The sequence below is a fragment of the Streptococcus sp. HMSC065C01 genome (assembly GCF_001813525.1).
GTDB classification, from domain to species: Bacteria; Bacillota; Bacilli; order Lactobacillales; family Streptococcaceae; genus Streptococcus; species Streptococcus parasanguinis_V.
Genome location: NZ_KV812856.1, coordinates 441 through 26208, shown reverse-complemented (window position 1 = coordinate 26208; position 25768 = coordinate 441). Strand labels below are relative to the sequence as shown.

Annotated in this window: 21 protein-coding genes, 1 tRNA gene and 1 pseudogene; 2 read left to right on the top strand and 21 right to left on the bottom strand. The window is 42.9% G+C overall.

The window, feature by feature from the left end:
- Positions 1-13: 13 nt before the first annotated feature.
- The 3 genes and pseudogenes from HMPREF2918_RS04690 to HMPREF2918_RS10780 all read right to left on the bottom strand — a co-directional run.
- Complete coding sequence (locus HMPREF2918_RS04690; protein ID WP_070594715.1) at positions 14-856, bottom strand: ABC transporter permease; 843 nt, start codon at positions 854-856, stop codon at positions 14-16.
- The gene (locus tag HMPREF2918_RS04685) at positions 856-1722 is read right to left on the bottom strand and encodes an ABC transporter ATP-binding protein (RefSeq protein WP_049492108.1); all 867 of its coding nucleotides are present in this window, start codon (positions 1720-1722) and stop codon (positions 856-858) included. The genes HMPREF2918_RS04690 and HMPREF2918_RS04685 overlap by 1 nt, the downstream gene beginning before the upstream one ends.
- Before the next feature lie 124 nt (positions 1723-1846).
- Positions 1847-1933: pseudogene (locus HMPREF2918_RS10780) on the bottom strand (winged helix-turn-helix transcriptional regulator); the annotation flags it as partial.
- Between the two features lie 58 nt (positions 1934-1991).
- On the opposite strand from HMPREF2918_RS10780, the gene HMPREF2918_RS04680 reads away from it, so the two are divergent.
- Complete coding sequence (locus HMPREF2918_RS04680; protein ID WP_070594714.1) at positions 1992-2846, top strand: putative RNA methyltransferase; 855 nt, start codon at positions 1992-1994, stop codon at positions 2844-2846.
- A 77-nt stretch (positions 2847-2923) separates the two neighbouring features.
- Here the strand turns inward: HMPREF2918_RS04680 and HMPREF2918_RS04675 are convergent, their stop codons facing one another.
- The 12 genes from HMPREF2918_RS04675 to HMPREF2918_RS04620 form a co-directional block, all read right to left on the bottom strand.
- Complete coding sequence (locus HMPREF2918_RS04675) at positions 2924-3487, bottom strand: NAD(P)H-dependent oxidoreductase (protein WP_070594713.1); 564 nt, start codon at positions 3485-3487, stop codon at positions 2924-2926.
- The gene (locus HMPREF2918_RS04670; protein WP_070594712.1) at positions 3487-4080 is read right to left on the bottom strand and encodes a TetR/AcrR family transcriptional regulator; all 594 of its coding nucleotides are present in this window, start codon (positions 4078-4080) and stop codon (positions 3487-3489) included. The genes HMPREF2918_RS04675 and HMPREF2918_RS04670 overlap by 1 nt, the downstream gene beginning before the upstream one ends.
- Positions 4081-4276: 196 nt before the next feature.
- A complete protein-coding gene (locus HMPREF2918_RS04665; protein ID WP_070594711.1) occupies positions 4277-5581 on the bottom strand; it encodes a response regulator transcription factor in 1305 nt (434 codons plus the stop codon).
- Between the two features lie 10 nt (positions 5582-5591).
- Positions 5592-7238, bottom strand: a complete 1647-nt coding sequence (locus tag HMPREF2918_RS04660; protein ID WP_070594710.1) for a sensor histidine kinase — start codon at positions 7236-7238, stop codon at positions 5592-5594.
- 2 nt (positions 7239-7240) lie between these two features.
- A complete protein-coding gene (locus HMPREF2918_RS04655; protein WP_023919676.1) occupies positions 7241-7852 on the bottom strand; it encodes a YesL family protein in 612 nt (203 codons plus the stop codon).
- Positions 7853-8256: 404 nt separating this feature from the next.
- Positions 8257-9738, bottom strand: a complete 1482-nt coding sequence (locus HMPREF2918_RS04650) for an ABC transporter substrate-binding protein (RefSeq protein WP_070594709.1) — start codon at positions 9736-9738, stop codon at positions 8257-8259.
- Between the two features lie 79 nt (positions 9739-9817).
- On the bottom strand, positions 9818-10750 hold the full coding sequence (locus tag HMPREF2918_RS04645; protein ID WP_003004100.1) for a carbohydrate ABC transporter permease: 933 nt from the start codon (positions 10748-10750) through the stop codon (positions 9818-9820).
- Between the two features lie 13 nt (positions 10751-10763).
- Positions 10764-11693 carry an ABC transporter permease gene (locus tag HMPREF2918_RS04640; protein ID WP_049492090.1) on the bottom strand — a complete coding sequence of 310 codons (930 nt, stop codon included), beginning with the start codon at positions 11691-11693 and terminating at the stop codon, positions 10764-10766.
- A gap of 225 nt (positions 11694-11918) precedes the next feature.
- On the bottom strand, positions 11919-13799 hold the full coding sequence (locus HMPREF2918_RS04635) for a beta-N-acetylhexosaminidase (RefSeq protein ID WP_070594708.1): 1881 nt from the start codon (positions 13797-13799) through the stop codon (positions 11919-11921).
- On the bottom strand, positions 13793-14662 hold the full coding sequence (locus HMPREF2918_RS04630; protein ID WP_070594707.1) for an ROK family protein: 870 nt from the start codon (positions 14660-14662) through the stop codon (positions 13793-13795). Before HMPREF2918_RS04630 ends, HMPREF2918_RS04635 begins: the two co-directional genes overlap by 7 nt.
- Positions 14663-14752: 90 nt before the next feature.
- The gene (locus HMPREF2918_RS04625; RefSeq protein ID WP_070594706.1) at positions 14753-17398 is read right to left on the bottom strand and encodes an alpha-mannosidase; all 2646 of its coding nucleotides are present in this window, start codon (positions 17396-17398) and stop codon (positions 14753-14755) included.
- A gap of 241 nt (positions 17399-17639) precedes the next feature.
- Positions 17640-18920, bottom strand: coding sequence for a glycoside hydrolase family 125 protein (locus HMPREF2918_RS04620; protein WP_070594705.1), 1281 nt, complete (start codon positions 18918-18920; stop codon positions 17640-17642).
- 215 nt (positions 18921-19135) lie between these two features.
- Between HMPREF2918_RS04620 and HMPREF2918_RS04615 the strand changes: the two genes are divergently transcribed.
- Positions 19136-21211 (top strand): GH92 family glycosyl hydrolase, encoded by a 2076-nt coding sequence (locus HMPREF2918_RS04615; protein WP_070594808.1) that lies wholly within the window; start codon positions 19136-19138, stop codon positions 21209-21211.
- A 186-nt stretch (positions 21212-21397) separates the two neighbouring features.
- Here the strand turns inward: HMPREF2918_RS04615 and HMPREF2918_RS04610 are convergent, their stop codons facing one another.
- From HMPREF2918_RS04610 to HMPREF2918_RS04585, 6 genes are all read right to left on the bottom strand, one after another.
- On the bottom strand, positions 21398-21955 hold the full coding sequence (locus tag HMPREF2918_RS04610; protein ID WP_070594704.1) for a DUF6287 domain-containing protein: 558 nt from the start codon (positions 21953-21955) through the stop codon (positions 21398-21400).
- 138 nt (positions 21956-22093) lie between these two features.
- Positions 22094-23599, bottom strand: a complete 1506-nt coding sequence (locus tag HMPREF2918_RS04605; RefSeq protein WP_070594703.1) for a zinc ABC transporter substrate-binding protein AdcA — start codon at positions 23597-23599, stop codon at positions 22094-22096.
- 2 nt (positions 23600-23601) lie between these two features.
- A complete protein-coding gene (locus HMPREF2918_RS04600; RefSeq protein ID WP_003009676.1) occupies positions 23602-24405 on the bottom strand; it encodes a metal ABC transporter permease in 804 nt (267 codons plus the stop codon).
- Entirely contained in the window at positions 24398-25102 is a 705-nt protein-coding gene (locus HMPREF2918_RS04595) for a metal ABC transporter ATP-binding protein (RefSeq protein WP_049503809.1), read from the bottom strand. The genes HMPREF2918_RS04600 and HMPREF2918_RS04595 overlap by 8 nt, the downstream gene beginning before the upstream one ends.
- A gap of 1 nt (position 25103) precedes the next feature.
- On the bottom strand, positions 25104-25541 hold the full coding sequence (locus tag HMPREF2918_RS04590) for a zinc-dependent MarR family transcriptional regulator (protein WP_003004547.1): 438 nt from the start codon (positions 25539-25541) through the stop codon (positions 25104-25106).
- A gap of 103 nt (positions 25542-25644) precedes the next feature.
- Positions 25645-25728 (bottom strand) — tRNA-Leu (locus HMPREF2918_RS04585).
- Between the last annotated feature and the right edge of the window lie 40 nt (positions 25729-25768).

Below are 25768 nucleotides of genomic sequence, written 5' to 3'. Positions count from 1 at the left end.
CTCCAATTCTCACTTACTTTCTTTTATTCGATCTTTTTGCTAAGGAAACCCAAATCCCCAAAGCTAAAAGAATACCACCTAACACTATAAGGTATGTTTGTTCCTTTGTCAATAAGGCTTGCCATTTGAGCTGAACACCCATTTTTTCTTGAAACTCTTGAAGAAGCTTATCTTGACCTTTAAAGGTCTCATTTAATGCTTCTTTCATGAGTACTTGCCGATAAAGTGCAGCAATATAAGTTGCTGGAGTACATTTCATTAGTAGTTGTGCAAAATCAGGTAGAACACCTAAAGGTACATAAGTCCCTACCAAAAAACCAGAAGCTGTACCCACTATGGTCGAAAACTTCCCAAGACTGTCTACGGAATGGAAAAAATAAACAAAAATGGCATTCACCAAACTAGAAAGCAGGCTACTAAGCAGCATGATGTGGAGTACTTCAGGTAATAAAGACAGTGCTGGAACTTCTCTAAAATAGCCACACATCAGCACATACATAAGGGCCTGCATGAAAAAAGAGATGATGATTGCGCTCGTTAGATACGAAAATGGTAACCGCCACTTTCCTTGATCCGATAAATAAAGATCCTGATCTACTTGACGTTCACGATCCTTTACTAACTGAGTCAGGGCAGCCAGACTTGTCGTAATCCCTGTTACAGCCAGCGTCCCACTCATTAACCAATTATTTAACACAGGACCTCTATTGGGGAGCTGAGCCCAAGCATCTGTTAGATTTTTTTGAAGAAAAATAATATAGAGAACAAAGGAAATCAAGGCTCCCAACAGGGAGAAGAAAACTCCTGAACGATTTCTGAAGTACAATAAAAAATTTCGCTTTAGTAAGGCTAGCATTAGCGGACCTCCCTTCCTGTAAGTGCAATAAAGGCATCATCCATGGTCCCTGGACGAAACTCAAAATGGGCTATTCTATCTCTAACTTGTGCCAGGTAATCAATGGCTTCCCTTTCACTCTTGGGTTGAAAAATATACTCCAATTGACTTTGTTGCTCTACTGACATTCCCAAAGATTTGAGACTTTCTATCTGCTGTCTCTCCTTGAAACGAATCTTCAAGATGTTTTTTGCATATTGACTCTTAATATCTAGCGCCGATCCTTGAGCAATCACTTCCCCATGGTCCACAATATAAATTTGATCAGCTTCATCTGCTTCGTCAAGATAATGCGTGGTCAATACAACAGTCATTCCCTCTTCTCTCTGCAATTGATAGAGCAAATCCCAGATAGACTTCCGAGTTTGGATATCCAAACCTGTCGTTGGTTCGTCTAAGAACAGAATATCTGGTTGTGAGAGCAGGGCACGCGCAATGTCAACCCGACGCTTTTGGCCACCTGAAAGCGTCCCGTATTTCTGCTTTTGGAAAGCTGATAGACCTAGCCGATCAATAAGATCAGACACACGATTTGGTTTTAGGTCTTTGTACTGTCTGGCACGAATGGTCAGATTTTCCCTAACCGTTAGCATCTCATCTAAAACACTGGTTTGGAAGACCACACCAATTTTAGTACCTGGTTCATAGATGATTTCACCTTGCGTTGGTTGTTTCAAACCAATCAACATGGAAATCGTCGTTGATTTCCCCGCCCCATTTGGTCCTAGAATCGCATTAAAGGTTCCCTTTTCAAACTGTAAATGAATATTGTTTACGGCTAAATGATTTCCATATCGTTTACTGATGTTTTTAGCTTGTAATATCATGTTCTCTCTCCTTTTGATAGAACCAGTCTAACAAAAAAGCCGCTTAAAAAATGGCTTTTGGGGATAAGTGGTCAAAATGAAGAGATGAGTGGCGAGATAGAAGAGATTAAAATGAGGAAAAAATTTATTGCAGCCATTCTTTTCCCCATTGATTCAAGTCCTTTAAAATTGGCATCAGTGAATTTCCTTTTTCTATCAGCTCATATTCTGTTTGGTACTCTATTAGAGCATCGGTTGCTATCTAGAGGCTCTTTTGTTACACTACTAATATGAATACACCGATTAAACCAAAATTACAACGATTTCAAACAGCCACTGCTTTTGCCTGTCCCATCTGTCAACTGGACCTAGAACTTGTGGGGACCAGTTTTAAATGTCCCAAGGGCCATTCTTTTGATTTGGCGAAATTTGGCTATGTCAACCTAGCTCCTCAGATCAAACAATCGAAGGACTATGACAAAGAAAATTTCCAGAATCGCCAGCTAATCTTGGAAGCAGGTTTTTACGAGCCGATTCTAACAGCGATCGGACAAAAAATTCCGACCAGTGATGCCAGAATTCTAGATATCGGTTGCGGAGAAGGCTATTACTCCCGAAAACTACAAGAAGCCTATCCCAAGGCCACTTTCTATGCCTTTGATCTTTCCAAGGAATCTGTGCAACTAGCTGCCAAGAGTGACGCTAGCTGGAAGGTCAATTGGTTTGTAGGAGACTTGGCTCATCTACCCATTCAATCCAAGAGTATGGAGGTCATTTTGGACATCTTCTCCCCGGCTAATTACGCTGAATTTGAGCGTGTCTTAAAGGCTGAAGGGGTCATCATTAAGGTCGTTCCAACCTCTTCTCATCTAAAAGAAATTCGTCAGTTGGCCCAAGATCAATTGACCAAGCAATCCTACTCCAACCAGGAAATTTTGGAGCACTTTGAAGACCACTGCCAAATCCTCTCATCCGAAACGGTCAGCCTCACCAAGAGTTTAACTCCTGAAGAACGCCAGGCGCTCCTCGCCATGACCCCCCTTCTATTTCACGTTGACCAAGAAAAAATCGACTGGAATCAACTCACAGAAATCACCGTTGAAGCGGAGCTGCTAGTTGGGAAAATCAAGATACAAAGGACTTAAAGTAAAAAGGCTGAGACAAATCGTCTCAGCCTTTTACTCATCTTCTGCATGCTCTGTCATGACTTGTAAAGCACTTTTTAAATCCTTTTGGCTATTTGTGCGATTTTTTCGAGTTCTTCTTTCCGTTGACGCCCACTCATATACTCCACTCGTGTAACTTGTGTCACTTTAACCGGTTTAATACCACAGGGTTTCAAGATTTGGGCTTTTAGAACCTTTGCGTAGTCTTGAGAAAAAGGAAGAAAAATTTTTGGCGTATTATGCGTCGTAATGATCCACGCTTTTCCATCTAGTTGCCCCACCGGACCTCGAGGTCCATTCTGATAAGCAAAACCTGCAACAAAAACACGATCAATAAAACCTTTTAGAATAGCTGGCATTCCACTCCACCAAGTAGGGAAAATAAAAATCAACTGATCCGCCCAACTCAATAAATCTCGATACGGTTTCATGTCTTCATTATGCTGTAAATCTCTCCTTTTATACCTTTCATCAAAACGTAAAACCGGATCAAAGTTTTCTTTATATAAGTCTACTATTTTAACCTTATGCTCTGGTGCTAAATGCTTTTGCACAGTTTGAAGGATTGATGCATTATAACTTGTTTCATTCGGATGTGAATAAATTATTAAAACATTCATCAGCTATCTCCTTTTATATAAATATCAAGCATCGTTCTGACGGTCTTTTGAACATCATTTTCTTTAAAGCTTTCTCCAACGGGACTCCTTACCAATAGAGCCAAACCAGCAATAAAACTCCAAAAATGGATCAAAATTTCTGCGTCACTACTAGAAAGATTTTCCTCATCTTTAAGTCTTAACGCTACCGACTTAAAATGTTCAAATCCTGGTAAAGAGGAGTTGACTGAAATAGTTTCATGGGATAACTCCATATAGTTATATGGAAATTTGATAAATAATGCTTCAAATAGATAGGTTTCCTCTTGGGCAAACCTTACAAAGTTACAGCCCATCAGAGTTAGTTGAGTTCTTGCATCTATGGAAGTATCAATCCCTTGTATCATATTTTTCAAAAAGAACATTGATAAGTGTTCCATAACCACTTGAATATATCTATCTTTACTTCCAAAATGCTTATAGGGAGCTCCATGAGTCACCCCACATTTTTGAGCTATTGTACGCATAGACATCCGGTCAATCCCGTTAGTTCTGATTTCTTCAATGCCGACCAAAATTAACTTTTCTTTCAGTTCTTCCGTATTCCGTTTCATTTGACCACCTTTCCTTATCAAAGTATACGCCGTCTACTTTTTGTAAAGTATACACTGTCTACTTATATTTGTCAAATAAAAAATACTCAAAACTTAGCTTCAGGGTCTCTGACCTTCTGTCACGTACTCACCTAAGGAAAGTTTCTAAGAAGACTTTATCTTCAATCAAAAGGCTGAGACAAATCGTCTCAGCCTTTTACTCATCTTCTGCATGCTCTGTCATGACTTGTAAGCGATAGGTTTTAGGCGATTTTCCACAGAGTTTACGGAAAACCTTATAAAAATAGCCTACATTACTGTAACCGACCTTATAGCAGATATCTTCAATACTGTCATTGGTCGATAAGAGGAGCTGCTGGGCGGCCTTAATCCGCTGTTTGTTGAGGAGTTCTGCGAACGTTGCGTTGGTTTCTCGTTTAATCAATTGGCCTAAATAGACTGGATTGATAAAGAGAGCCTGACTAATGTCCTTGAGTGACAGCTCTTTTTGGTAATCACGGCTAATCACTTGGAGGACACTCGCTACATTTTCGTTCATCCGATAGTGGGATAAGAAACGGGACAACTCTTCCTGGATGAAGCTAATCATCTCGCTAAAGGTAGCAGCTTCTTGGACTTTCTTGACCACATCGGCCAAATCATCTCCCTGCAGGTATTCAAACAAATGAAAGACATCCATCAAAAATTGGATAAAGAGTTGCTTGGTCAACGAAACCTTGGGTGTCTTCTCAAGGATCATTTTTTCCAACCAGTCCAGTTCTTCTAAGATCTGTTGGATATTTCCTTGCATGATCACCCGGTAGGCCGGCTCGTAGTAGTTAAAGACTTCCTCATCTTCATTGAGAGGGGTCGCTCCATAAAAGAGGCTCCGCTCCACTAGGTCCTTAAATTGACGAAAGTGCTCCTTATAAAGGGGCTCAAAGGCCTTCTCAATCATGGCTTCTTCTTCTTGATCTGAGATAAAGAGTTGAAGATTTTGCCCGAGAACTTGGTAAGACGAGCTGATAAAGCCTTTTTTCTCCTTAGCAACCCCAATCCACAGTGAATTTCGTCCTGCGATATACCGACAAAACTCTTCCTCAGAGATATCATCGTGAATCAAACGGTTGGCTAACTCTTGGCTTGGTTGCTGGATTTGGTGCTGAATTTTTTCTAAGATATTGCCCATTTCCACCTTATTGACCGGTTTGAGCAGGTAGTCTGCCACGCGCAAATTGAGGGCTGTCTTGACATATTCAAAATCCTGATAGCCTGACATAATGATAAAAGCAGCATCTGGAATCAAATCCTTCATCTCTGCAATCATCTGAAGTCCGGTCTTTCCAGGCATATTGACATCCGTGATCACCACATCCACTGGACGTTCTCGCACATAATCAAGGGCCTGGTCGGCATCTTCAGCAGTTGCGACCACTTCCATATTCCAGTGGTCAAAGGGGATTAATTTTTTTAACCCTTCTGTAATCATATACTCATCGTCTACTAATAAGACTTTGTACATTCTGTCTCCTTTATTCATCTTGAATGGTTATCGTATAGGTCACTCCATGGTGAGGTTGGGAGAAGACTTGGATATGGTAGCGATCTCCAAAATAGAGTAGCATGCGTTCATGGACATTGACAATTCCGATAGACTGCCGACCACTCTTTTCTTCGATTTCTGAGCGTGGATTGCGATTGGCCAGTATCTCTTGAATTTTTTCTAGCTGTTCTTCTTCCATCCCACGCCCATTATCAGTAACTAGAATCATGACTTGCCCTTCTCCTTGCAAGACTTTGACACTAATCACATTGTCCTTGCGTTTGTGGTCCACCCCATGCGCAAAATAGTTCTCGACCAAAGGCTGGATGGTAAATTTTGGAATCTTCATCTTTTCCAAACCTGGATCGATCTTAAAGCCATAGGCGATCGATTTTGGATAACGCACCATACAGAGGTAGCTGTATTTACGACAAAATTCGAGTTCATTTTCAACCGTCGTTACTCGCTCATCTGAGATGTTATTGCGTAAGAGACTACTAAACTCATAGATAATATCACCCAATTCATCCTGCTCTTGCATGACGGCATACATCCGGATAAATTCCAGCGTATTGTACATAAAATGGGGATTGATCTGGGCTTGTAGCGCCCGCATATTGGCATCTTTTTGGCTGAGCTGTAGCTGGTAGATATCCCGAATATTCTTATCCATATTGTCTAACATGGTATTGATCATATTACCAATAACCAGCAGTTCTTGGTCCTTGGTCGAGGTATCAATCCGTCGTTCACTCTCGCCTTGACTGATCAAATTCATGGTATCGACCAAATCGAGGACTTGACGCCGATAATTTTTGAAAATCTGACCTAATAACAAGTAAAGGATCAAGAAAATTAGGAAAGCAATGGAGAGAAAAGTGGCCAGGTTAGCTAGACCCTTTTTGACCAGATAACTTTCAGAAACAGCTACATCCACCTTGTAGCCATAGATCGTGCTGCGGGTTTGCCATTTAACATCCTTTGATTGCCCCTTATCCCCTTCATGGTACATCTCTTTCCCAAAGGGAGTGAAGATCCGCACAGCGACCGGAAGATCGCCTCTGGCATTGTCAATGGCCAAAGTCAGGATTTCTTGATCCAAGGTCATATAAGCAATCCCAATTCCTGCACCCGTGGTCGGATCTGTCAAAGGAACAGGGATGGCGGTCGCAGGAGCCTGGTAATGATCTGCCGAGACCTGTTTGCCACCTTTGGATTGCCGCGTAGAGACAAAAACTGTCTTGTAGTCTGACAAGGTGACATCGATCCCCTCGATGTTTTTATTGCTCAAATAGAGGCTATCAATATTCTTATGTAGAGACAATTGGATATAAGAAGGGAATTGGGCATTCAACCGCCAGGTCTCATACTCCGATGGTGACAAGGTGAAATAGCGGTAGACCCCTTCTAATTTTGCAGGATTTTCAACAAGACTACGCCCTTCTTGGGTAACCCGCTGATAAGAGGTCTCAAGATCCGTCACCACTTCGGTTAAGACCCGTTGGGCGATCCGGTCGGCTTCAGCTTGCTGGTTTTTCCAAGAGATCCCCGCGACGACCAGGCCCATAATGGTCAAAATGACCACCATGACATAGGCGTAGAATTTTAAAAGCGTACTTAACCAGATTTTTTTCATCGTTAGGATACCAATTTTTCGTGGATGTTTTGATAAACAGGGTCAAAGATATCATTGACAAAGAAATGCCATACACCGATCAAGACGAAAAAGAGAAGGGCTGGCATATAGTAGCTAATGACGCCAAGCAGCGCGGTTCCAAGGATGAGCTTTAGAACCGGACGAATGTCCAGCAACATTCCAATCAAACTGAGCTTGATACTATTGGCATAAGAAAGATCGAAATGAACTTGCAATTTCAAATAAACAGCGTAAGCTAGAGGCGCAACCAAGAGGAAAACCAGATTAAACAAAAGAACCAAAATTTGGAAGAAATTCAAGTGAGGAATCTGGATCATGAGGTACATGCCATAGAGGAGTACCCCTTCAATGGCAAAGAAAGTATAAAAGACTTGATTAGCCGGGCGTAGATTTTCTTTGAAGAGTTCCCAAGCGCGTGACCAATGATAGTCCTTGTAGGTCATGCCATTTTCCGCATAGAGGCTCATAATAGTGGCACTAGCCGGTCCTACTCCTAGCAGAACACCCCCACAGATCGTCAAGACCCAAAAAATCCCTGTTACCAGCATAGCAACATAGACTCTCGTAAAAATGAACTCGATGATTTTTCCCATCATTCAGCCTCTTTTCCAATTAGTGATTCTATTATACCATAAAAATAAAACGCTTTCCCCCTATTTGCATTGGTAAATTGAAATGTTGATTTTCATTTACAGTTCTATTTTCATAAAAAACTGTTCTTTGATACAGATCTATAAAATTATATAAAAATAAAAACATTTTATGAGTTAAAGTTATTCAATCATCTACCGAAACTTTCCGCCGTGAGAAAAGTGCTAGAAACACTAGTGTTTCTAGCACTCGGGAGTTTTGAAACTTTAGGTTCAAAACTAAGTCATGGAACTTCGTAGAAGTTCGCTGACGTCCGTACTCACATAAGGAAAGCTTCTAAGAGGACTTTCTCTTCAATATAAAAGGCTCTGGAGATCCCTCCAAAGCCTTTTCGAACTACCTGTTCTTATTTTTTAGAAGCAAGGAATTCGTCGTATTGTTTTTGCATTTCGTCAAGCACTTTTTGGTAAGCACCTTCTGATTTCAATTTTTCAAGCATCTTAGGAACTTCTACTTCAGGATCCACAGTACCAGTATTGATCGCACCTGCGAATTGGTTCAAAGTATTTGTAAGAGCAGTGATTTCTGATTTCACTTTGTCTGTGTTAAAGATGAAGCCAAGTGCTGGAGATTCTTTTGCAGTTTCCAAATCTTTCTTAGATTGTGCAATTTGTTCATCTGTTACGTTTTCGTTGATGTAAAGAATCCAGTTGTTACCAGTGTTCCATCCAGACATGTGAGTGTTTCCGTTGTAGCCATCCAAGACTTTGACACGGTTTTCTTTGCCAGCAACTTTTTCCCAGTTCTTGCCTTCTGGTCCATAAACAAGGCCGTTCAAGAGTTCTGGATCAGTGTTCAAGAGGTTCAACACTTCCATTGCTTTTTCTTTGTTCTTAGAGTTGTTTGAGATAACAAAGTTAGCTACTTGAGTAGTATTGTTCTTCTTGTAAAGTTCAGTAAATGGTTTGATTTCGATCTTACGGTTTGCTACACGAGAAAGCAAGCTGTTACCGTAGTCAGCTGGTCCTACTGTTTCTTCACGAACCAACCATGTATCTTGAGAAAGATCATAACCAGTGTCGCTTGTAGCTACGTCTTTTGGAATGTATCCTGCTTCGTAGTATTTGTGAAGAGTCTTCAAGTTTTCTACATAACGAGGAATGGTGTAACGGTCAACAATCTTAGTAGTGTCACCTTTCAAGTCAACAACGAATGGAAGTCCATCAACAGCCACGTAGTCGAAGTCATCTGAAGGTCCACCGTAGCTCTTGTTCATTGCAAATGGAACAACGTTTGGATCTTTTTCTTTGATAGCTTTCAAGACTGGTTCAAGAGAAGCATAGTCTTTCACGTTTGAGACATCGATACCATATTTTTCAAGAAGTGGTCCGTTGAAGGCAAAGTTTTGAGAAGATGCAACGTTAGCTGCTACTGGAACAGCATAGATCTTGCCGTTTACAGTGTTCCCTTTGATGTAAGCTGGGTCAAGTGCTTTGTAAAGGTCTTTTCCTTCTTTCTTGTACAATTCTGTCAAGTCAGCATAAGCACCTTTTTGAGCGTTGATAACGTAGTTATTAGCAAAGGCAATATCATAGTTTTCACCAGATGAGATGATAACGTTCATTTTTTGTGCGTAGTCACCCCAACCAAGATATTGGATATCCAATTTTGCGCCAACTTTCTTTTCAATGATCTTGTTGGCATTTTTAAGAAGAACATCCAAGTTATCTGGTTTATCACCGATTTGGTACATCTTGATGATTGGTTTACCGTCTTCAGTTGTTGCTGACTTCTTGTTGTTCCCTGTAAGGTTTCCACAAGCAGCAAGAGTAGCTCCAAGAGCGATGACACTAGCAGATGCTAACGCGTATTTTTTCCAATTTTTCATAAGAAAAATCTCCTTTATGTTATTTTCTTTTTAGACTAAGTTATGAGTTGAAAATCCTGCTGATTTTCAATGAACGATGTTATTCTTTCACACCACCGATGGTCAAGCCTTTTACAAAGTAGCGTTGGAAGAATGGATAGAGAATGGCGATTGGCACTGTTGCCACAACCACCATGGCCATACGTCCTGTTTCCCGTGGGATGGATTGTACAGCTCCTGCCAATTGGCCGGATACCCCGACGTTTTTAGCGATGTAATCCATATTGTTTTGGATTTGCATCAAGAGGTATTGCAATGGGTAAAGGTTGTCACTCTTAATATAGAGGAGGGCATTGAACCAGTCGTTCCAGAACCCTAAAGCAGTGAAGAGACTAATAGTCGCAATCCCTGGTAGAGAGAGTGGCAAGCAAATTTGGAAGAAAATCCGTGTTTCACTTGCCCCATCGATCCGAGCGGATTCAAGGATAGCTTCTGGAATGGTCCGTTTAAAGAAGGTCCGCATCAAGATGATGTTAAATGGACTGAGCAACATTGGGATAATCAAAGCCCCGATGGTATCACCTAACTGCAAGAGTTGAGTGGTCACAATGTAGCTTGGAACCAACCCTGCACTAAAGAGCATACTAAGGAGTGAAAATACGGTAAAGAACTTGCGGTATTTAAAGGTACTCCGTGAGATTGCGTAAGCATAGGTTGTGGTGATAAAGACATTACATGCTGTTCCCACAATGGTCACAAACAAGGTAATGAAGAGGGCTTGCAAGATTTTGTCTTTGAACTGTACCAAGAAGAGGTAACCATCAAATCCAAATTTTGCTGGCCAGAATTGGAAGCCATGGACTGCCAAACTTTGTTCGTCTGTCAAAGAGATCATGACAACGAAGATGAAGGGAAGCACACAGGTCAAGCCGACCAAGGTCAACAACAAGGTAAAGAAGAAGTTGCTCTTCTTACTGAAAGAATGGATCCCGACATTATCAATTTTTTCTTTTTGAATGGTTGATTTTTTCATACGATCCTCCTTTCTAGAAGAGAGCGGCATTCTTATCAATGCGACGGGCAATGATATTTGAGATCAAAACAAGAACCAAACCGACTACCGATTGATAAAGACCGGCTGCTGCTGTCATCCCGATATCCCCTGACTTGGTCAAACCGTTGTAGACATAGACATCTATAACGTTGGTCACACTATAAAGCGCTCCAGCATTATGCGGGATTTGGTAGAAAAGACCGAAGTCTGCGCGGAAGATATTTCCAACTGCAAGAATGGTCAAGACTGTGATCAAGGAAGACAACTGAGGAATGGTGATGTTGCGAATGCGTTGCCACTTAGACGCACCATCCACGGTCGCTGCTTCATAGTAAGTTGGGTCAATTCCCATGATGGTTGCATAGTACATGACACTGCTATAACCAAAGCCTTTCCAAATTCCTAAGAAGAGAAGAAGCGCTGGCCAGATCCACAATTCTGAATAGAAATTGATGGCCTTCATGCCAAGTGAAGTTAAGATGTGGTTGACCAATCCTTTGTCCACGTTCAGGAAGGCATCGGTGAAGAAGCTGATGATAACCCATGATAGGAAGTATGGGAAGAGCATGGAGGTTTGAAGCACCTTGACCACTCTTTTTGATCTCAACTCACTAAAGATGATGGCGATCCCAACGGAAACAATCAATCCTAAGAAGATAAATCCTAAGTTGTACAAGACCGTATTTCTTGTAATAATGTAGGCATCTTTGGAACTAAAGAGGAACTTGAAGTTGTCAAAGCCAACCCATTTACTCTTCATGACACTGTCGATGAAGCCTTCTCCTGTAATATGATAGTCCTTAAATGCTACGATATTCCCAAAAACCGGAATATAGAAGAATAAGATTAACCACGCTGCACCAGGTAAGACCATTAAAAGAAAAATGAAATTTTCTCTCAGAGTCCTTACAAACTTTTTCATTTAACTCCCCCCTTTGAGCCTTGAGCGTGTTTTCGCTTTGGTAGCGTTTACAATACTTATTATAAGATAGCCATTTTCTCTTTTCAAACTCCTAATTATAGAAAAAATTCTACAAATTTATGACATAGCTTTAAAAAAGGAGTAGAAAAGGGCGATGGTAAACACAGCTCCTCTTCTACTCCTATCCACCGTGGATAAGACATCTGTCATCCAACTTGGCATTTTTTACGTTGTATAAATGGTTGAAGCCGTCGCAATAGTATGCCACTGGTTAGCCGTTGTGGCTGCGAAGTCCTGATCCCCGTAGAAATCGTTGAATGGCAAGATCTCTACTTCTAGTTCATCGATACGAGAGATTTCGCCTGCTAGGTAGTTTTCAATCCGACTTTCAGCTCGCTTGATCCGTTGCAAGAGTCCACCCATACGGATATCTACGGTATCCAAGCCAAAGACCTTGTTTTCTTTCAACCATTGGTGGCTAAAGAGAGCATGGAAGTTTTCAATCTGGCTTCTTAATTTTGGCAATTCTTCTCTAGCAATTTGTCGCAAACTCTCTTTATCACCTGCGTGATAGGCCTCACGGATGCGTCGACCTACATCCACTTTACTACTTAAAATAGCATTCAACTGAGCCTGGGTCTCAAAGAGATAGGCGTAGACGCCCGCTTTTTCTTTGATAGCAGTAAGAGTCTCAGCTGCCTGGGCAAAGTGTGGTTTGTCTTGTTCAGGAGTCATGTGCTTGTCAAGGATTGGACAGAGGACATCCTGATAAAAGACATAGCGGTTGGGGTTGATACCATGTATATTACCTGGTAGGTCTGGCAAGAGGTTGGCTAGATCCAGCTGCATGAAGTCCTCAACTGATAGACCTGTATTGGTCTTGAAGTGGGCAGATAGACGCTCTAAATCATTGCGGTAGCTGAGTTCCGCCCAGATTTGCAGACTTGGTAGAATAGAGAACTGGGCTGTTTCCCCACCATTATCTGCCCATCCCGTCACGATGACTTCCTTGATCTGGTTGGCACGGCAGGCTTTATTGGCTTCAATAGCTACTAAGCGACTAAATTGGTTGTGGGGCGTAAAACCAATCCACTTCCAGGCACCACCAGCAAAGGCAATATCCTGACTAATCTTATGGTGATTACGGAAGTTTCGGTTGTATTTTTCCTCGCTATCTTGATAATAATCCCAGTAAACCAAGGTGACACGGTCTTTGAGACGGTCAAGGTAAACACGCGTTTCTTCTGGAATTTCCACCTCACGGTCGTACTGGCCATCTGCTGACATGAGCTTAAAGAACATATCGCTCCACATCTGGCAGTGGAAACCATACTTATCGGCAATATCCAGCACGCGCTCCAAGTGTTGGCACATAAGGAGACTCCGATCCACCATACCGTTTAAGATGAGGTAGCGTCCCAAACCAACCAAGTGAGCTTCGTCCATGCCGATATTGACCTTGCGTGTTTGTAGCTTAGACAAAGTCGCAAACATGCCGTCAATCAGGTCGTAAACTTTTTCTTCGCCAATGAGGAGGATATCTTCTACATCGCGGAGTTGCTGCACTTCTTTAACCCCCCATTTGACAAAGGCTGATAAGTGGGCCAAGGTCTGGATACATGGGACAAAGGTCATGTCAAACTGTTGGGCGTAGCTTTCGATTTCCTGTAACTCTTCAGCTGAGTATGCTCCACGGAAATAACCAAAGTAAGGTTGCCCCTCGATTTGATAAGTGTCTTCCATGTAGAGCTCAAAAGTTGAGTAACCCATGAGAGCCAAGACTTCAATCATCTGCTTGGCAGATGCGACATTGAGCACGGCATTGCGCGAACAGTCCGCCATATAGGCTAAATCTTCATAGGCCGCCTGCTCTTCAATCTCTACCTTGTCCCCTTCTGCTAAAGCTGTTGCTAGCACAGATAAAGCACGGTAGAGTTGATGAGGTTTACGGTAGGTCAGTTGATACTGCCCCTTCTCCCCCTTGATAGAGATGGAAGCATGGTCAGACTGAGCGACCGCCACCTCTACATCTGGTAGAGAAATGTGATTGTTTAATACTTCAACAGCTTGGGCTTGTTTGGGACTAAGTCCTGTAAAACTTACCATTGGTTTTCCTCCTGTAACCAGTTGACAAGGGCACCGTAGAGATTGGCATCTGCCTGATAGGTGCAGGCTTGAATCACTGGAGCGATGGTATATTCTTCATATCTTTCCACAAAGGTATCTACTGCTTCTTGCACTCCTTTGATAAAATCTGGGTTTTGACTGATAGAGCCACCTAGGCTAATCACATCTGGATCAATCAGGTACTGGATATTGAGCAGTCCTTGAGCAAGATTACGATTCATCCGATCAATGGCTTCCTGGCAAAGGACATTGCCTGCTGCAGCCTCTTGGTACACCTTGCGGCCGTCCCAGTCAGCCTGACCTGATTTTTCAATGACGTAGCGAACCATATTTCCTGTAGAAGCGAGTTGTGACCAGTTGTTGAGCTTTTCTGCGGGTTCAATGGTGGTCATATAGCCAAACTCTCCTCCCAAGCCATGACGTCCACGGTGAAGCTTACCATTGACAATCATGGCTCCACCGATTCCGGTACCAATCACGACACAGGCTGCATTTTCAATCTCAGGATGCGCCAGCAATTCACTCAGTCCAACACAGTTGGCATCATTTTCTAGATGGACAGGTAGCTTGTGATGAGAAAGGGCCTCATACCATGAAAAACCATGGATGTAAGGAATGGCACTGATCCCTTCAATTACCCCAGTTTCTTGGTTAACAGCCCCTGGGACACTCATGGCAATCCCACGGTAGTCACGTTCTGACAAGCGTTGGTCCAACCAAGCCAACAACTCTTCTAGAGTTTCTGGAGTTGGGGTGCTGGCCTTATCTAAAATCTTTCCATCAGGAGTGAGACTAGCAAACTTAATCCCAGTCCCTCCGATATCAATCGTTGCAATGGTCATTGCTTTTACCTGTAAAAAGGAGCGAGTCAGCAGTCGGTTCTTACTTTTTCGCTCCTCCTTTCCTTTTATTGTTTCTTCAGCTGCAACCAGCTATACTTCTTCTTTTTTAATCCATTCTGTCCGGATTTCTTGCGGTGCCAATAAACCTGTATGGACCGGATACGGTTGTTCCAGAAGATCGACAACCGTTTGTTGTCCTTCTGACACGCGCACATTTTCTTGGCTCATATTGTAATAGCGAAGGATGTAACCTTCTTCATTTTCTGCTACCTTAAAGGCTGTTGGACAAACCTGAGGATGTGTCAAGGCTGTATGCTTGAGTAAGCTACCAGACGCTGCTACACTTCCTTCTTGTTTTTCAACTTGAAGGCTGGTCATCGGTGTCTGCAAAGCTTTCGCTCGGCGATAAGCAGAGAAGCGCCCCTGAGCTTGATGGCATTCTACTGCATATTCAACCTCAAAGTCCCGTAAGCATTGTGCTTCTGGTGTTGGGAAATAGCCCCAGTCACCAAGTTCACCGGAAGCCCGGAGAAGGGTTACAGCTATCGTATCGTCTCCAAGGATTTCATATTCATGCAATCCTTTGTTGGCTACGGTCACTCCTTTAACGTCGTCATACAAGCTGACGAAGGCTTGCTGGTGTTGGGGATTTTCAGGATTTTCCCAAGAAGCAGCTGGTTTATTTGGCCGTGTGACCACCTCATAGATACTTTCAGAATCATTGCTTGGACGTGTATTGTGAGTCTTGACCAAGAGACGGATTCGATGATCCTTGGCTGTGTTGATGAAGCGCGTCTTGAAGCGAATTTGCGGATCATCTACAAAGATGGTCATCTCCGTTTCAAGAGGGATGGTTGTCAGCTCTTCTGAGCGACTTGCCTTGCGGTTCATAAACTCGATAATGCCTCTTTGCTCCGCATCCAATTGTTCATCCGCGCTGACCGGGATCGTCAAGTCATGCTTGAGCAAGATTTTGGCATAGCGAGCATTGTTTTCCAAGACCTCATAAGCTGTTAACTCCGCATAGATCGGCTCGGTTCCTTTTGGTTGGAAGTAGATATATTCATTACCGATATCCCCACGATCTTCAAAGCGAAGGAAATCCTCATAAGCCTCATTGGTCGTTTTATCATAGAGGGTCAAGCCATCATCGATACTAAGGGTTACAAATGGCGTATCGATCACCCCATTTTGGAACAGACCATCATGATGAGGTGCTTTGCCTTCCAAGAGCTGGAAGGTCGTCCAAGACAAGGCTGCCAAATGAACAGGAACCGTCACGCGCACTTGACGTGCAATATAAGGTTGACGGAATTTATCCTTAGGCAGGGTATAGCCAAAGCTTGCTCCCAAGTCCTCAATCTCTGCTTCTACAAGATGTCCATCTAAATCCTCTACATGGTAGTCTGGCAAGCTCAAAGCAGCCATTTTCTTGAAGCCTTCTGTCGGATGCAATTCCTTAAATGGACAAACCGCAACATCGACAATCGTGCTGACGGTGTCCACCTTATTATGCAAGCCAGTGTTGATGACCGTAAAGAGGTGCTCACTCTGGGCTTTTTGAGTCGCTAGTTTACCCTTCCATTCGTTCAGAAGGTTAGTCTTGACAAAGTTTCCAACTTGGTTGACCTTGGCAAAACGAACTTCCATTTCACGGTGAACATCATCTACGCTACATCCACAAATACTATCGTGTGGCGCATTTTGTAAGAGTGTCTTCCAGGCATAGGTCAATTGATCCTTATGGTTATGCCCACCAGTAATGATGGTCAAAGGTTCCACCACTTGCTCGAGCAAGTTGCTATTCTCTTGGAAGGCTTGCTTGAGATAAATCCGAGAGGAAGACGTATTTGCCAGTGTGTACCAACCATCGGTTTCCTGACTGGTCAATTCTCCCGTAACCGTAGATAATTGTTCAGGAAGCGCACTTTCCACTGCTTGCACATATTCATCAAAGGAGCTGTGAACAAAGGTCACGTCAGGGAAAAGTTCGTTTGCCACACGAATGGCTTCACTCAAATTTCGTTGAACTGGTTGGTGATCACATCCGTTCATCATCAACCATTGATTAGTCGATGCATAGTCACGAACATCTGACAATTTTTGTTTCCAGAAAGCCAAAGCTTCATCTTTATCCACTGGAATTTCGTTCCCGTTACTGTACCAGTTAGCAAAAAGAATACCCAGCACACGGCTACCATCCGCCCCTTGCCAGTACATTTCAGAAAATTGAGAGGTAAATTGCTCATCTTCGAGGACTTGGTTGTCAAATCCGATTGGCTTCACCCCACGCCCAAAGGCTGCTACGTGAATGCCTGATTTTTGAAGGATTTGAGGAGCTTGTCCCATATTTCCAAAAGTATCCGGGAAGTAACCAATCTGAGTAGATTTGCCCCATTTGGCGCATTCAGCCTGTCCAATCAAGGTATTGCGGACGTTGGCTTCGCTGGAGATCAGGTAATCATCCTGCAAAATGTAGAAGGGACCAATCTTGAGCTTGCCCTCGTCGATATAACGTTGCACCTTGTCGCGGTTTTCAGGGCGAATTTCCAAATAGTCATCTAGAACAATGGTTTGGCCATCCAAGTGGAAACTTTTGAACTCCGGATCATTTTCAAAAAGATCAAACAGATTGTCAAACAGTTCCACCAATTGCATCCGGTGGCTTTCAAAAGGTAGATACCACTCACGATCCCAGTGGCTGTGAGAGATGATATGTACAACAACATTTTCCATGAGTAAAACCTCATTCTAACTTAAATTTTTAATGTTTTAAATATAAACTTGTGATTCTAACAAGAATCAGTGAAGCTAAAGCGTGCTCCTTATACTCAATGAAAATCAAAGAGCGAACTAGGAAGCTAGCCGCAGGTTGCTCAAAGCACTGCTTTGAGGTTGTAGATAGAACTGACGAAGTCAGTAACATATATACGGTAAGGCGACGCTGACGTGGTTTGAATTTGATTTTCGAAGAGTATTAGCGAATATCCAAGTAATCCAAGACCAACTCGCAGAACATCATGTTGGCCCACGAGAACCATTCACGCGAGTATTTGGTTGGATCATCTACATGGAAACTTTCGTGCATGACGCCTGTGCCTCCATCGCAGGCAACCAACTGGTCTAACAGATCTTTTTTCTCAGCTTTATCTGTCGTTGTCAACCCTTGAATCGATAGAGCAATCGGCCAGATATAGCGGTAGAAGGTATGAGAACTTCCAAGCCCACTTGCGTACTTCCCTTCATAGAAGTATGGATTTTCAGGGCTCAAAATCGTCCGACGAGTAGCTTGGTAGACTTCATCGTCAATGGCGCAGTAGCCCAGATAGGGAGCCGCCAACAAGCTTGGTACGTTAGGGTCGTCCATGATACTAGCATTTCCCAAACCGTCTACCTCAAAGGCATAGATTTTCTCGCCCTTGCTGTTAGTGGTGTAGGCGTAGTTTTCGATCCCTTCTTGAATCTCCGCCTGCAGGCGTTTGGCATCTGCAATGATGCTCTCGCTATCGGCTAGATTCAATGTTGCGAAGATTTCTTGCACATAACCCAAGACAACCACTGCAAACATATTGGACGGAATCAAGTAACTATACTGACAGCAGTCATCACTTGGACGAAAGGCTGACCAGGTCATCCCTGTCACAGCAAAGTCAGGACCAAATCCGTCATTTACCAGCGTGTCTTCCTTACGATCTGTATCCCGAACAAAGCGATAAGGGGAGTTCTTGTGGTCTTGTTCCACTGCCCAGAGATGAAGGATTTCCTTGGTCGCTGTAACAAAAGTCTCATCAAATTGGCTAGTCTCACCAGTTTCCTTCCACAGGAGGTAAGCCAATTGCAAGGGATAGCAAAGCGAGTCCACTTCATACTTACGTTCCCAAATCCAGCCATTCAAATCGGTGTGATCAGTCTCGTGATGGCCTTTCCAGTTCTCCTCAATATTAAAAGAGTTGGCATAGGGATCCTTGAGGATCAAGGTCATCTGGCGTTTGACCAAACCAGCAATGGTCTGACGCAATTGGGGATCTCGTTTAGCCACATGAAGATAGGGTCTCAATTGAGCCGTCGAGTCACGCAACCACATAGCTGGGATGTCCCCTGTTAACACAAAGGTTGAACCATCTTCTAAAATTTCAACTGTATTGTCCAAAGTGTCTGTATAACAACGTTCAAAGACATCCACCCACTCAGGGTACTCCTTAGCTCGCTCAGCCACTTGATCCAACCATTCTCGCACAATTTCTTTTGAATAGGTCATTTATTTTCCTCACACGTATCGATTCTTTCCTATTCAGTATAAAAGATTTCAAAAGGGAAATACATACGCAAACTATAGCCCTTTTTCTACAAAATTTTCCATTTGATAAAAACGCTATCATATTTGACAACACTTTGATACAATGAAGGAAATACCACCGCGTGTTCCAAGAAAAATACAGATCATTTAAGGTTGATGAAGAAAAAGGAGACAAGATGCGCACACATTGCCAGACCATCGATACCCGTTGGGGAAGCGATAATCATCCTCACTATTCCCACGGAAACACCCTCCCTTATACAGGAGTCCCTTTTGGGATGAACTACTTCCTTCCTCAGACGACACACGAACAAGGGGCTTGGTTTTTCAACCCCAATCTCCCTATTTTTCAGGGATTTCGTCTCACTCACCAGCCTAGTCCTTGGATAGGAGACTACGCTTGGTGCCTCATCACGCCCATCACAGGAGAAGTTACAAGTTCCGACCTCTTCCGTCGCCAAAGCAGTTATTCGCTGAAAGAAGCTCTTTTCCAGCCCCACTACCTTCGGATTTTTTCGGAACGTTATCAGATTCAAAGCGAGCTGGTTCCAAGCCGCTACGGGGCTGTCATGCACTTTCGAGCACCAGAAAAGCTAACACTCTGCTTTCATGCAGCAAAGGAACTAGTGGACTTGACCCTTACAGACCAAACCTGCCACTTCCACATTCTGGATCAAGCTCATACCGCAGATACTTCCTACTCTTTTTATCTTCAGTGGCAATTTAGCCAGCCGATCGAGAATGTCACTCACATCAATCAAGATCTTTTTCTGACCTTTTCTAGCAAGGAAGTGACCGTCCAATTAGGAACTTCTTATCTGTCTCAAGACATGGCTCACAGCCATCTTCCCAACCTTTCTCTAGAGGGAGCTAAAAAAGAAGCAGCCGATCAATGGAATCAGCTACTAAAGCGAATTGAAGTAAAAGATGCCGGAGGGCGTTATCAAGCCTTTTTCGACCATTGCCTTTACCGACTCCTCCTTTTCCCTCAAACCTTTTATGAAACAGATAGTAAGGGAAATGACTGGCACCTGGATGTCACTCATAATGAAATCAAACCAGGAAAAGCTTATACCAATATCGGATTCTGGGATCTCTTCCGAACATCTTTTCCGCTCTTTAGTCTTGTCTACCCCGATTATTACCGTCACTTTCTCGAAGGATTTTTAAATACTTACAAGGATACTGGTTTTCTACCAAAATGGTTGGCCCCAGATGAACGAGGAATGATGCCAGGTACCCTCATCGATGGAGTCTTTGCGGATGCTGTCACAAAAGGGATCGCACCAGACCTACATAAAAACATGCTGACAGCTATGCTCCAGACGGCTCAAAAAACAGACCCTACTCAACATTTTGGTCGCCATGGCAATGAAAGCTACAAGGCCCTCGGCTACCTACCCGATGATTTTCACGAAAGTGTGAGCCATAGCCTAGATTATGCCTATAGTGATTTTTGCATTGCTACCGTTGCCAAGCAATTGGGGCATACCGAAACAGCCGCTCGGTATGCTGCTTCCAGCCTCTCCTACCGAACATTGTACGATGCCCAAACAGGCTTTATGAGAGCACGATCCACCAATGGAAACTTTAAAGAACCCTTCTCTCCTACCAGCTGGGGAGGAGATTATGCAGAATGCTCTGCAACTCAGGCTACTTTTGGAGCCTTACACGACCTCTCCGGCCTGATAGAGCTGATGGGAGGTAAAAAAGCCTTCACCCAACGATTGCTGGATCTGGCCAATCAAAGACCTCAATTTGATGTAAGAGGATATGGCTATGAAATCCACGAAATGAGTGAAATGGCCCAAGCCGCATTTGGGCAGATCGCCATCTCCAATCAACCCAGCTTTCACCTTCCCTACCTCTTCCGTCACAGCCTTCATCCCGAATACACCAATCTCCTGATCCACCAGATCCGTTCCCAAGCTTTCCATCCAAATTTCCAAGCCTATCCAGGTGATGAGGACAATGGTAGTCTATCTGCTTGGTACATCTGGTCATCCCTTGGACTCTATCCAACCTGCCCAGGAAAACTAATCTATGATCTGGGCCTCCCTCTCTTTAAAGAAGTCCTTCTCCATCTTCCCAAGCAAGAGCTCAAGATTTGCACCAACTCACACACTGCAGGCGCCTATTTCATCCAAAAAGCCCTATTAGACGGCAAAGAGAAACAAGAAGTTTCCCATCAAGATCTCCTTGAAGCCCAATTGCTCCAATTTGAGCTTTCTTGGCTCCCACCACACGCATAAGATAGAGAGTGGGACAGAAATTGGTCATTCGTTAGAATTCGATTTCGTCGTCACACCTCCGCACAGTTGAGTAGGGCTGTAAAAGCTGATGAAACCAGTGTAGTAGAGCTCGCTCAACCACTGCGTCTTGCTCGACAAACCAAAAATAATTGAGAGGCTAGGACTTTTGTCCCAGCCTCTTTTCCATTATTCATCTCCTACATGATAGTAGATCGAGCCTTGTTCCCCAAAACTAGCGATACCAACACCAGACCACAAGCGGTTTTTAGAGGCATCTGATGTGTCCTTAAAGACGACTTGTCCTTGATCATCAACCTGATCACCAATGGTTACTCCCGCAGGAATATACTCCAACAAGAAGCCTCCATCACGACCACCATAAATGCCTTCTGAGGCGGTTCCGTAATCCGTCAAAGAAGCTCCATAGCCCTCTAACTCTTGCGAGACCAACCCTTTGTCGTTAAAGACCAGCTTGTTTCCTTTATCATCTTGCCAGACACCAGCAATACTGCTGTAATCTCCGTTGGCAATAGCCTCAAGATCCATTTTCTTCACTTCTTTTTTCTCTTCTTTTTTTTCTTTCTCCTTCACTTCCGAACTAGAAGCATCCGTCTTTTTGACTTCAGAAGAGGTCGTCGTTTGACTAGAGGAAGGGGTTGATTTTTTGCTTGCTCCCTGTTGCGAACAAGCTACCAACAGGACCACACTGAGAAGACTCACAAGAATTGCACCAACTTTTTTCATTTAAAATTCCCCATACATTTTTTAATTTAAAGCCCTTTCATTGTAACGTATTTTCAAGCATTTGACAAGTTTCACTCCCCATTTTTAATCAAAAAGAGACCGGGATAATCAGTCCTAGTCTCTCTTTTGATACAGCTCTTAATGAGCCAGCATTTCCTGTGCCACTTCTAAACCAGATAAGTTGGAAGGATAATACGTTGGCCAATTTTCCAACTCATCATAAAGCGCTTCTTGACTCTTTCCTCCATGGAAAATGTGGAAGTGAGCTGCCTTTACCGGAGTAATTTCATGGTCACTAAATTGAACATATTTGAAGTCTCCCGCATCACTCTCTTTCGCTTCAAAGAGATAACGAACACCACGATTCCCCTTCTTATAAGTCAAAATGTGCTTACCTACGTATTTATAAGTATATTTCTTAGAAGATCCTTTTTGATAAAACTCCATTGAATCCTTATCAATCTTAATCCGATCAATATCTGTTTGGTAACCCTTGGTATAATATTCCTTATACTCAGCAGCCGTCATAGTTGGATTTAATTTTGCCTTATAATCAAAGACCTGATCCAAAGTTCCATCTTGCAAGTATGGATAAACTGATTTCCAATCACCCGCATAATTTTCCAAGCTACGATCCTTCACTTGACTATCCTCGAAATAGCCCTTTTGAACTGTCTTAGCATCTTCCTCATGTTCCGGTTGAATATCCTTACCAGCTTGTGACGTTGTTTTCTCTAGCGCCTTCAGATTCTCCTTCATAACAGACACGTAGTCTTCGCCATCTTTCATTTCTTGATCCGTCAGGCTTTCCAAAGGATTTAAGACAGCCAACTTAACACCAGCTTCAGAAGACAAGGTTTTCGCCAAGGACTTAGAAGCATTTTCCTCAAAGTAAATGACCTTGATCTCATTTTTCTTGATATACTCTGTCAATTCACGCAATCGTGCAGCAGAAGGCTCGCTATCAGGTGAAATCCCTGAAATGGCCACCTGGTTTAAGCCATAATCCAAGGCCAAGTAACGGAAAGCCGCGTGTTGGGTTACAAAATTCTTTTGTTTCGCATCTTTCAAGCCATCCTGATAAGCTTGATCCAAGGCCTGTAATTTCTTTAGATAGGCTTGGGCATTTTTCTCAAACGTCTTTTTCTTATCTGGATAAGCTGCCACCAATTGATCACGAATCGACTCTACCATCTTCATGGCACGATGTGGAGAGAGCCAAAGGTGAGGATCATATTCATGATGGTGTTCTTCGCCCCCTTCGTGTTCATGTTCCTCTTCCAATCCAGGAAGCAAGACCATGCCCTTGGTAGCATCGATCACTTTGGTTTTCTTATCCTTCATTGATTTCAAAAGATTTGGAACCCACGTTTCCATATTTTCATTTTCATAGACGAAAACATCCGAATCTTGAATCATAGCCCGCCCCTTAGCAGACAATTCATATTCATGAGGCTCTGATCCCGCTCCAATGAGCAGGTCTACCGTTCCTTCATCTCCGACAATATTTTTTGTAAAATCATAAACAGGATAAAAAGTGGTCATCACTTTTAATTTCCCATTTTGACTCTGACTTTTGCCACAAGCTGTCAAAACAAGTGTTAAAGCCACTAACAATAACCAACCAAATTTTTTAAAGTTCATATCTATTTCCTCAAACGTGATCCAAGATTCACAAGCAAGAACAGTGCCACAAATAAAAGCGTGATGCTGGCACTCGCTGGTGTATCTGCAATATAAGACAAAATCAACCCACTAAACATCCCGATAAAACCAATGATGACCGCAATCAGCATGACCCCACGGAAGTTCTTCCCTAATTTCAGCGCAATACTAGCCGGTAAGACCATGATGGTTGAAACCAATAACGATCCTGCTGCAGGAATCATTAAGGCGATAGCAACCCCCGTTACCACATTAAATAAAATGGACATGGTCCGGACCGGAAGGCCATCTACAAAGGCCGTATCTTCATCAAAGGTCAAAATATACATAGGACGCAAGAATAAGGCCGTCAACACTAATACAACAAAAGCAATCACAAACAAGGCGATCACCTGTTCATCCGTAATGGTTAGGGTAGAACCAAACAAATACTGATCCAAGCTCATCGAGCTTTTTCCACCACCACGCATCAGCACTAAAGCTAGGGCAAGACCAGTGGACATTAAAATTGCCGTCCCGATCTCCATAAAGTCCTTAAATAAGGTCCGCAAATACTCAAGAAAGACCGCAGCTATAATGACAATGATCATAGTCGAGAGCGTCGGAGAGATCCCAAGGAAAAGCCCAAAAGCGACACCCGCAAGAGAAACGTGACTCAGCGTATCACTCATCAGACTCTGCCGTCTTAAAATTAAGAAAATCCCTAATACAGGAGAAAAAAGACTCATCGCAACCATAGCCAACAAGGCCCGCTGCATAAAATCATACTGGAATAAATCAAGCATGGTCACCCTCCCCTTCAGTATCATGGACATTAAAACATCTCCAAGGAGAGCTTTGGTCACGAACCAAATGAATATTCCGATCCGCAAACTGGTTAACCTCTTCAGGATCATGTGTAATCATCAAGACAGATTTTTGATGGTGATGCGCACTATGATGCATTAACTCATAAAAATCACTCTTTGTCGTCGCATCCATCCCTGTTGTCGGTTCATCTAAAACAAAGATATCCGGATCTGAAGCAAACATCCGAGCAATGACGGCCCGCTGTTTCTGACCACCAGACAAAGAACCAATCGCCCGATCCTTGAACTCCAGCATCCCAACAGATTCTAAACTCTTTAGAATATGCTTTTCATCGTGCTCATTCAACTTTCGAAACCAGCCTTTACGGGGATACCGACCTGACTTCACAAATTCATAGACCGTACTGGGAAATCCTGCATTAAAACTAGCAATCTGTTGTGGCAAATAAGCAATCCTTAACTTCTTTCCCTTAACATTCGTCTTTGAAATCTCAACATTCCCAACCTTGGGCTGTAAGATGCCAAGGCTAGCCTTAATCAAGGTAGACTTAGCAGCCCCATTCTCACCAGTCAGCGTAACAAACTCTCCACTATCTAAGTAGTAATTGATCCCTTCCAGAACCGGTTCTCGATCATAATAGAACGATAAATTTGAAACCGTAATATACCTCAAACTATAACTCCTCTTCCAATAAATCTAAAAACCGCGAAATAACCCCTTGCTCATTCTTGGTAAACTTCGACAAAACATCCTCATAAGTGTGAAGGGTATGCTGATGGTGGTGCTGATGCTCTAATGCAATCGGCTTACCAATCTCAGTTAAACGGTAATAGAGAACCCGAGCATCATTTTCATCGCGATAAGTCTCCAGCATCCCCTGACTTAATAAGGGCTTCACGGCCTTCGTGATAGCAGCCTGACTGACATTCAATTTCTTAGCTAAGACAGAATTGGTTAGAGCTTCATCAGCAACCAGCATCAAAATATGTTCCTGAGTGTTGGTTAATGAAACACCACTTGTACAAGAACCAACTAAAATCTCATGCTGATTTTCTGATAACAATAAAATAGAATTTAAAAATCGATCGATTTTATTTGCAACTTCAGACAAAATTAACTCCTTCTAATTCACTAAAAGAAACTTTACCGGTTAATTATATCACAAAAAAGAAAAAAATAAAACAAAAAAAGGAGTAAAACTCCTTTATAATCTATACCGGCGGCCGGGGTCGAACCGGCACGTCCTTGCGGACACTGGATTTTGAGTCCAGCGCGTCTGCCAATTCCGCCACGCCGGCATAAATTTAACTGGGGTAGCTGGATTCGAACCAACGCATG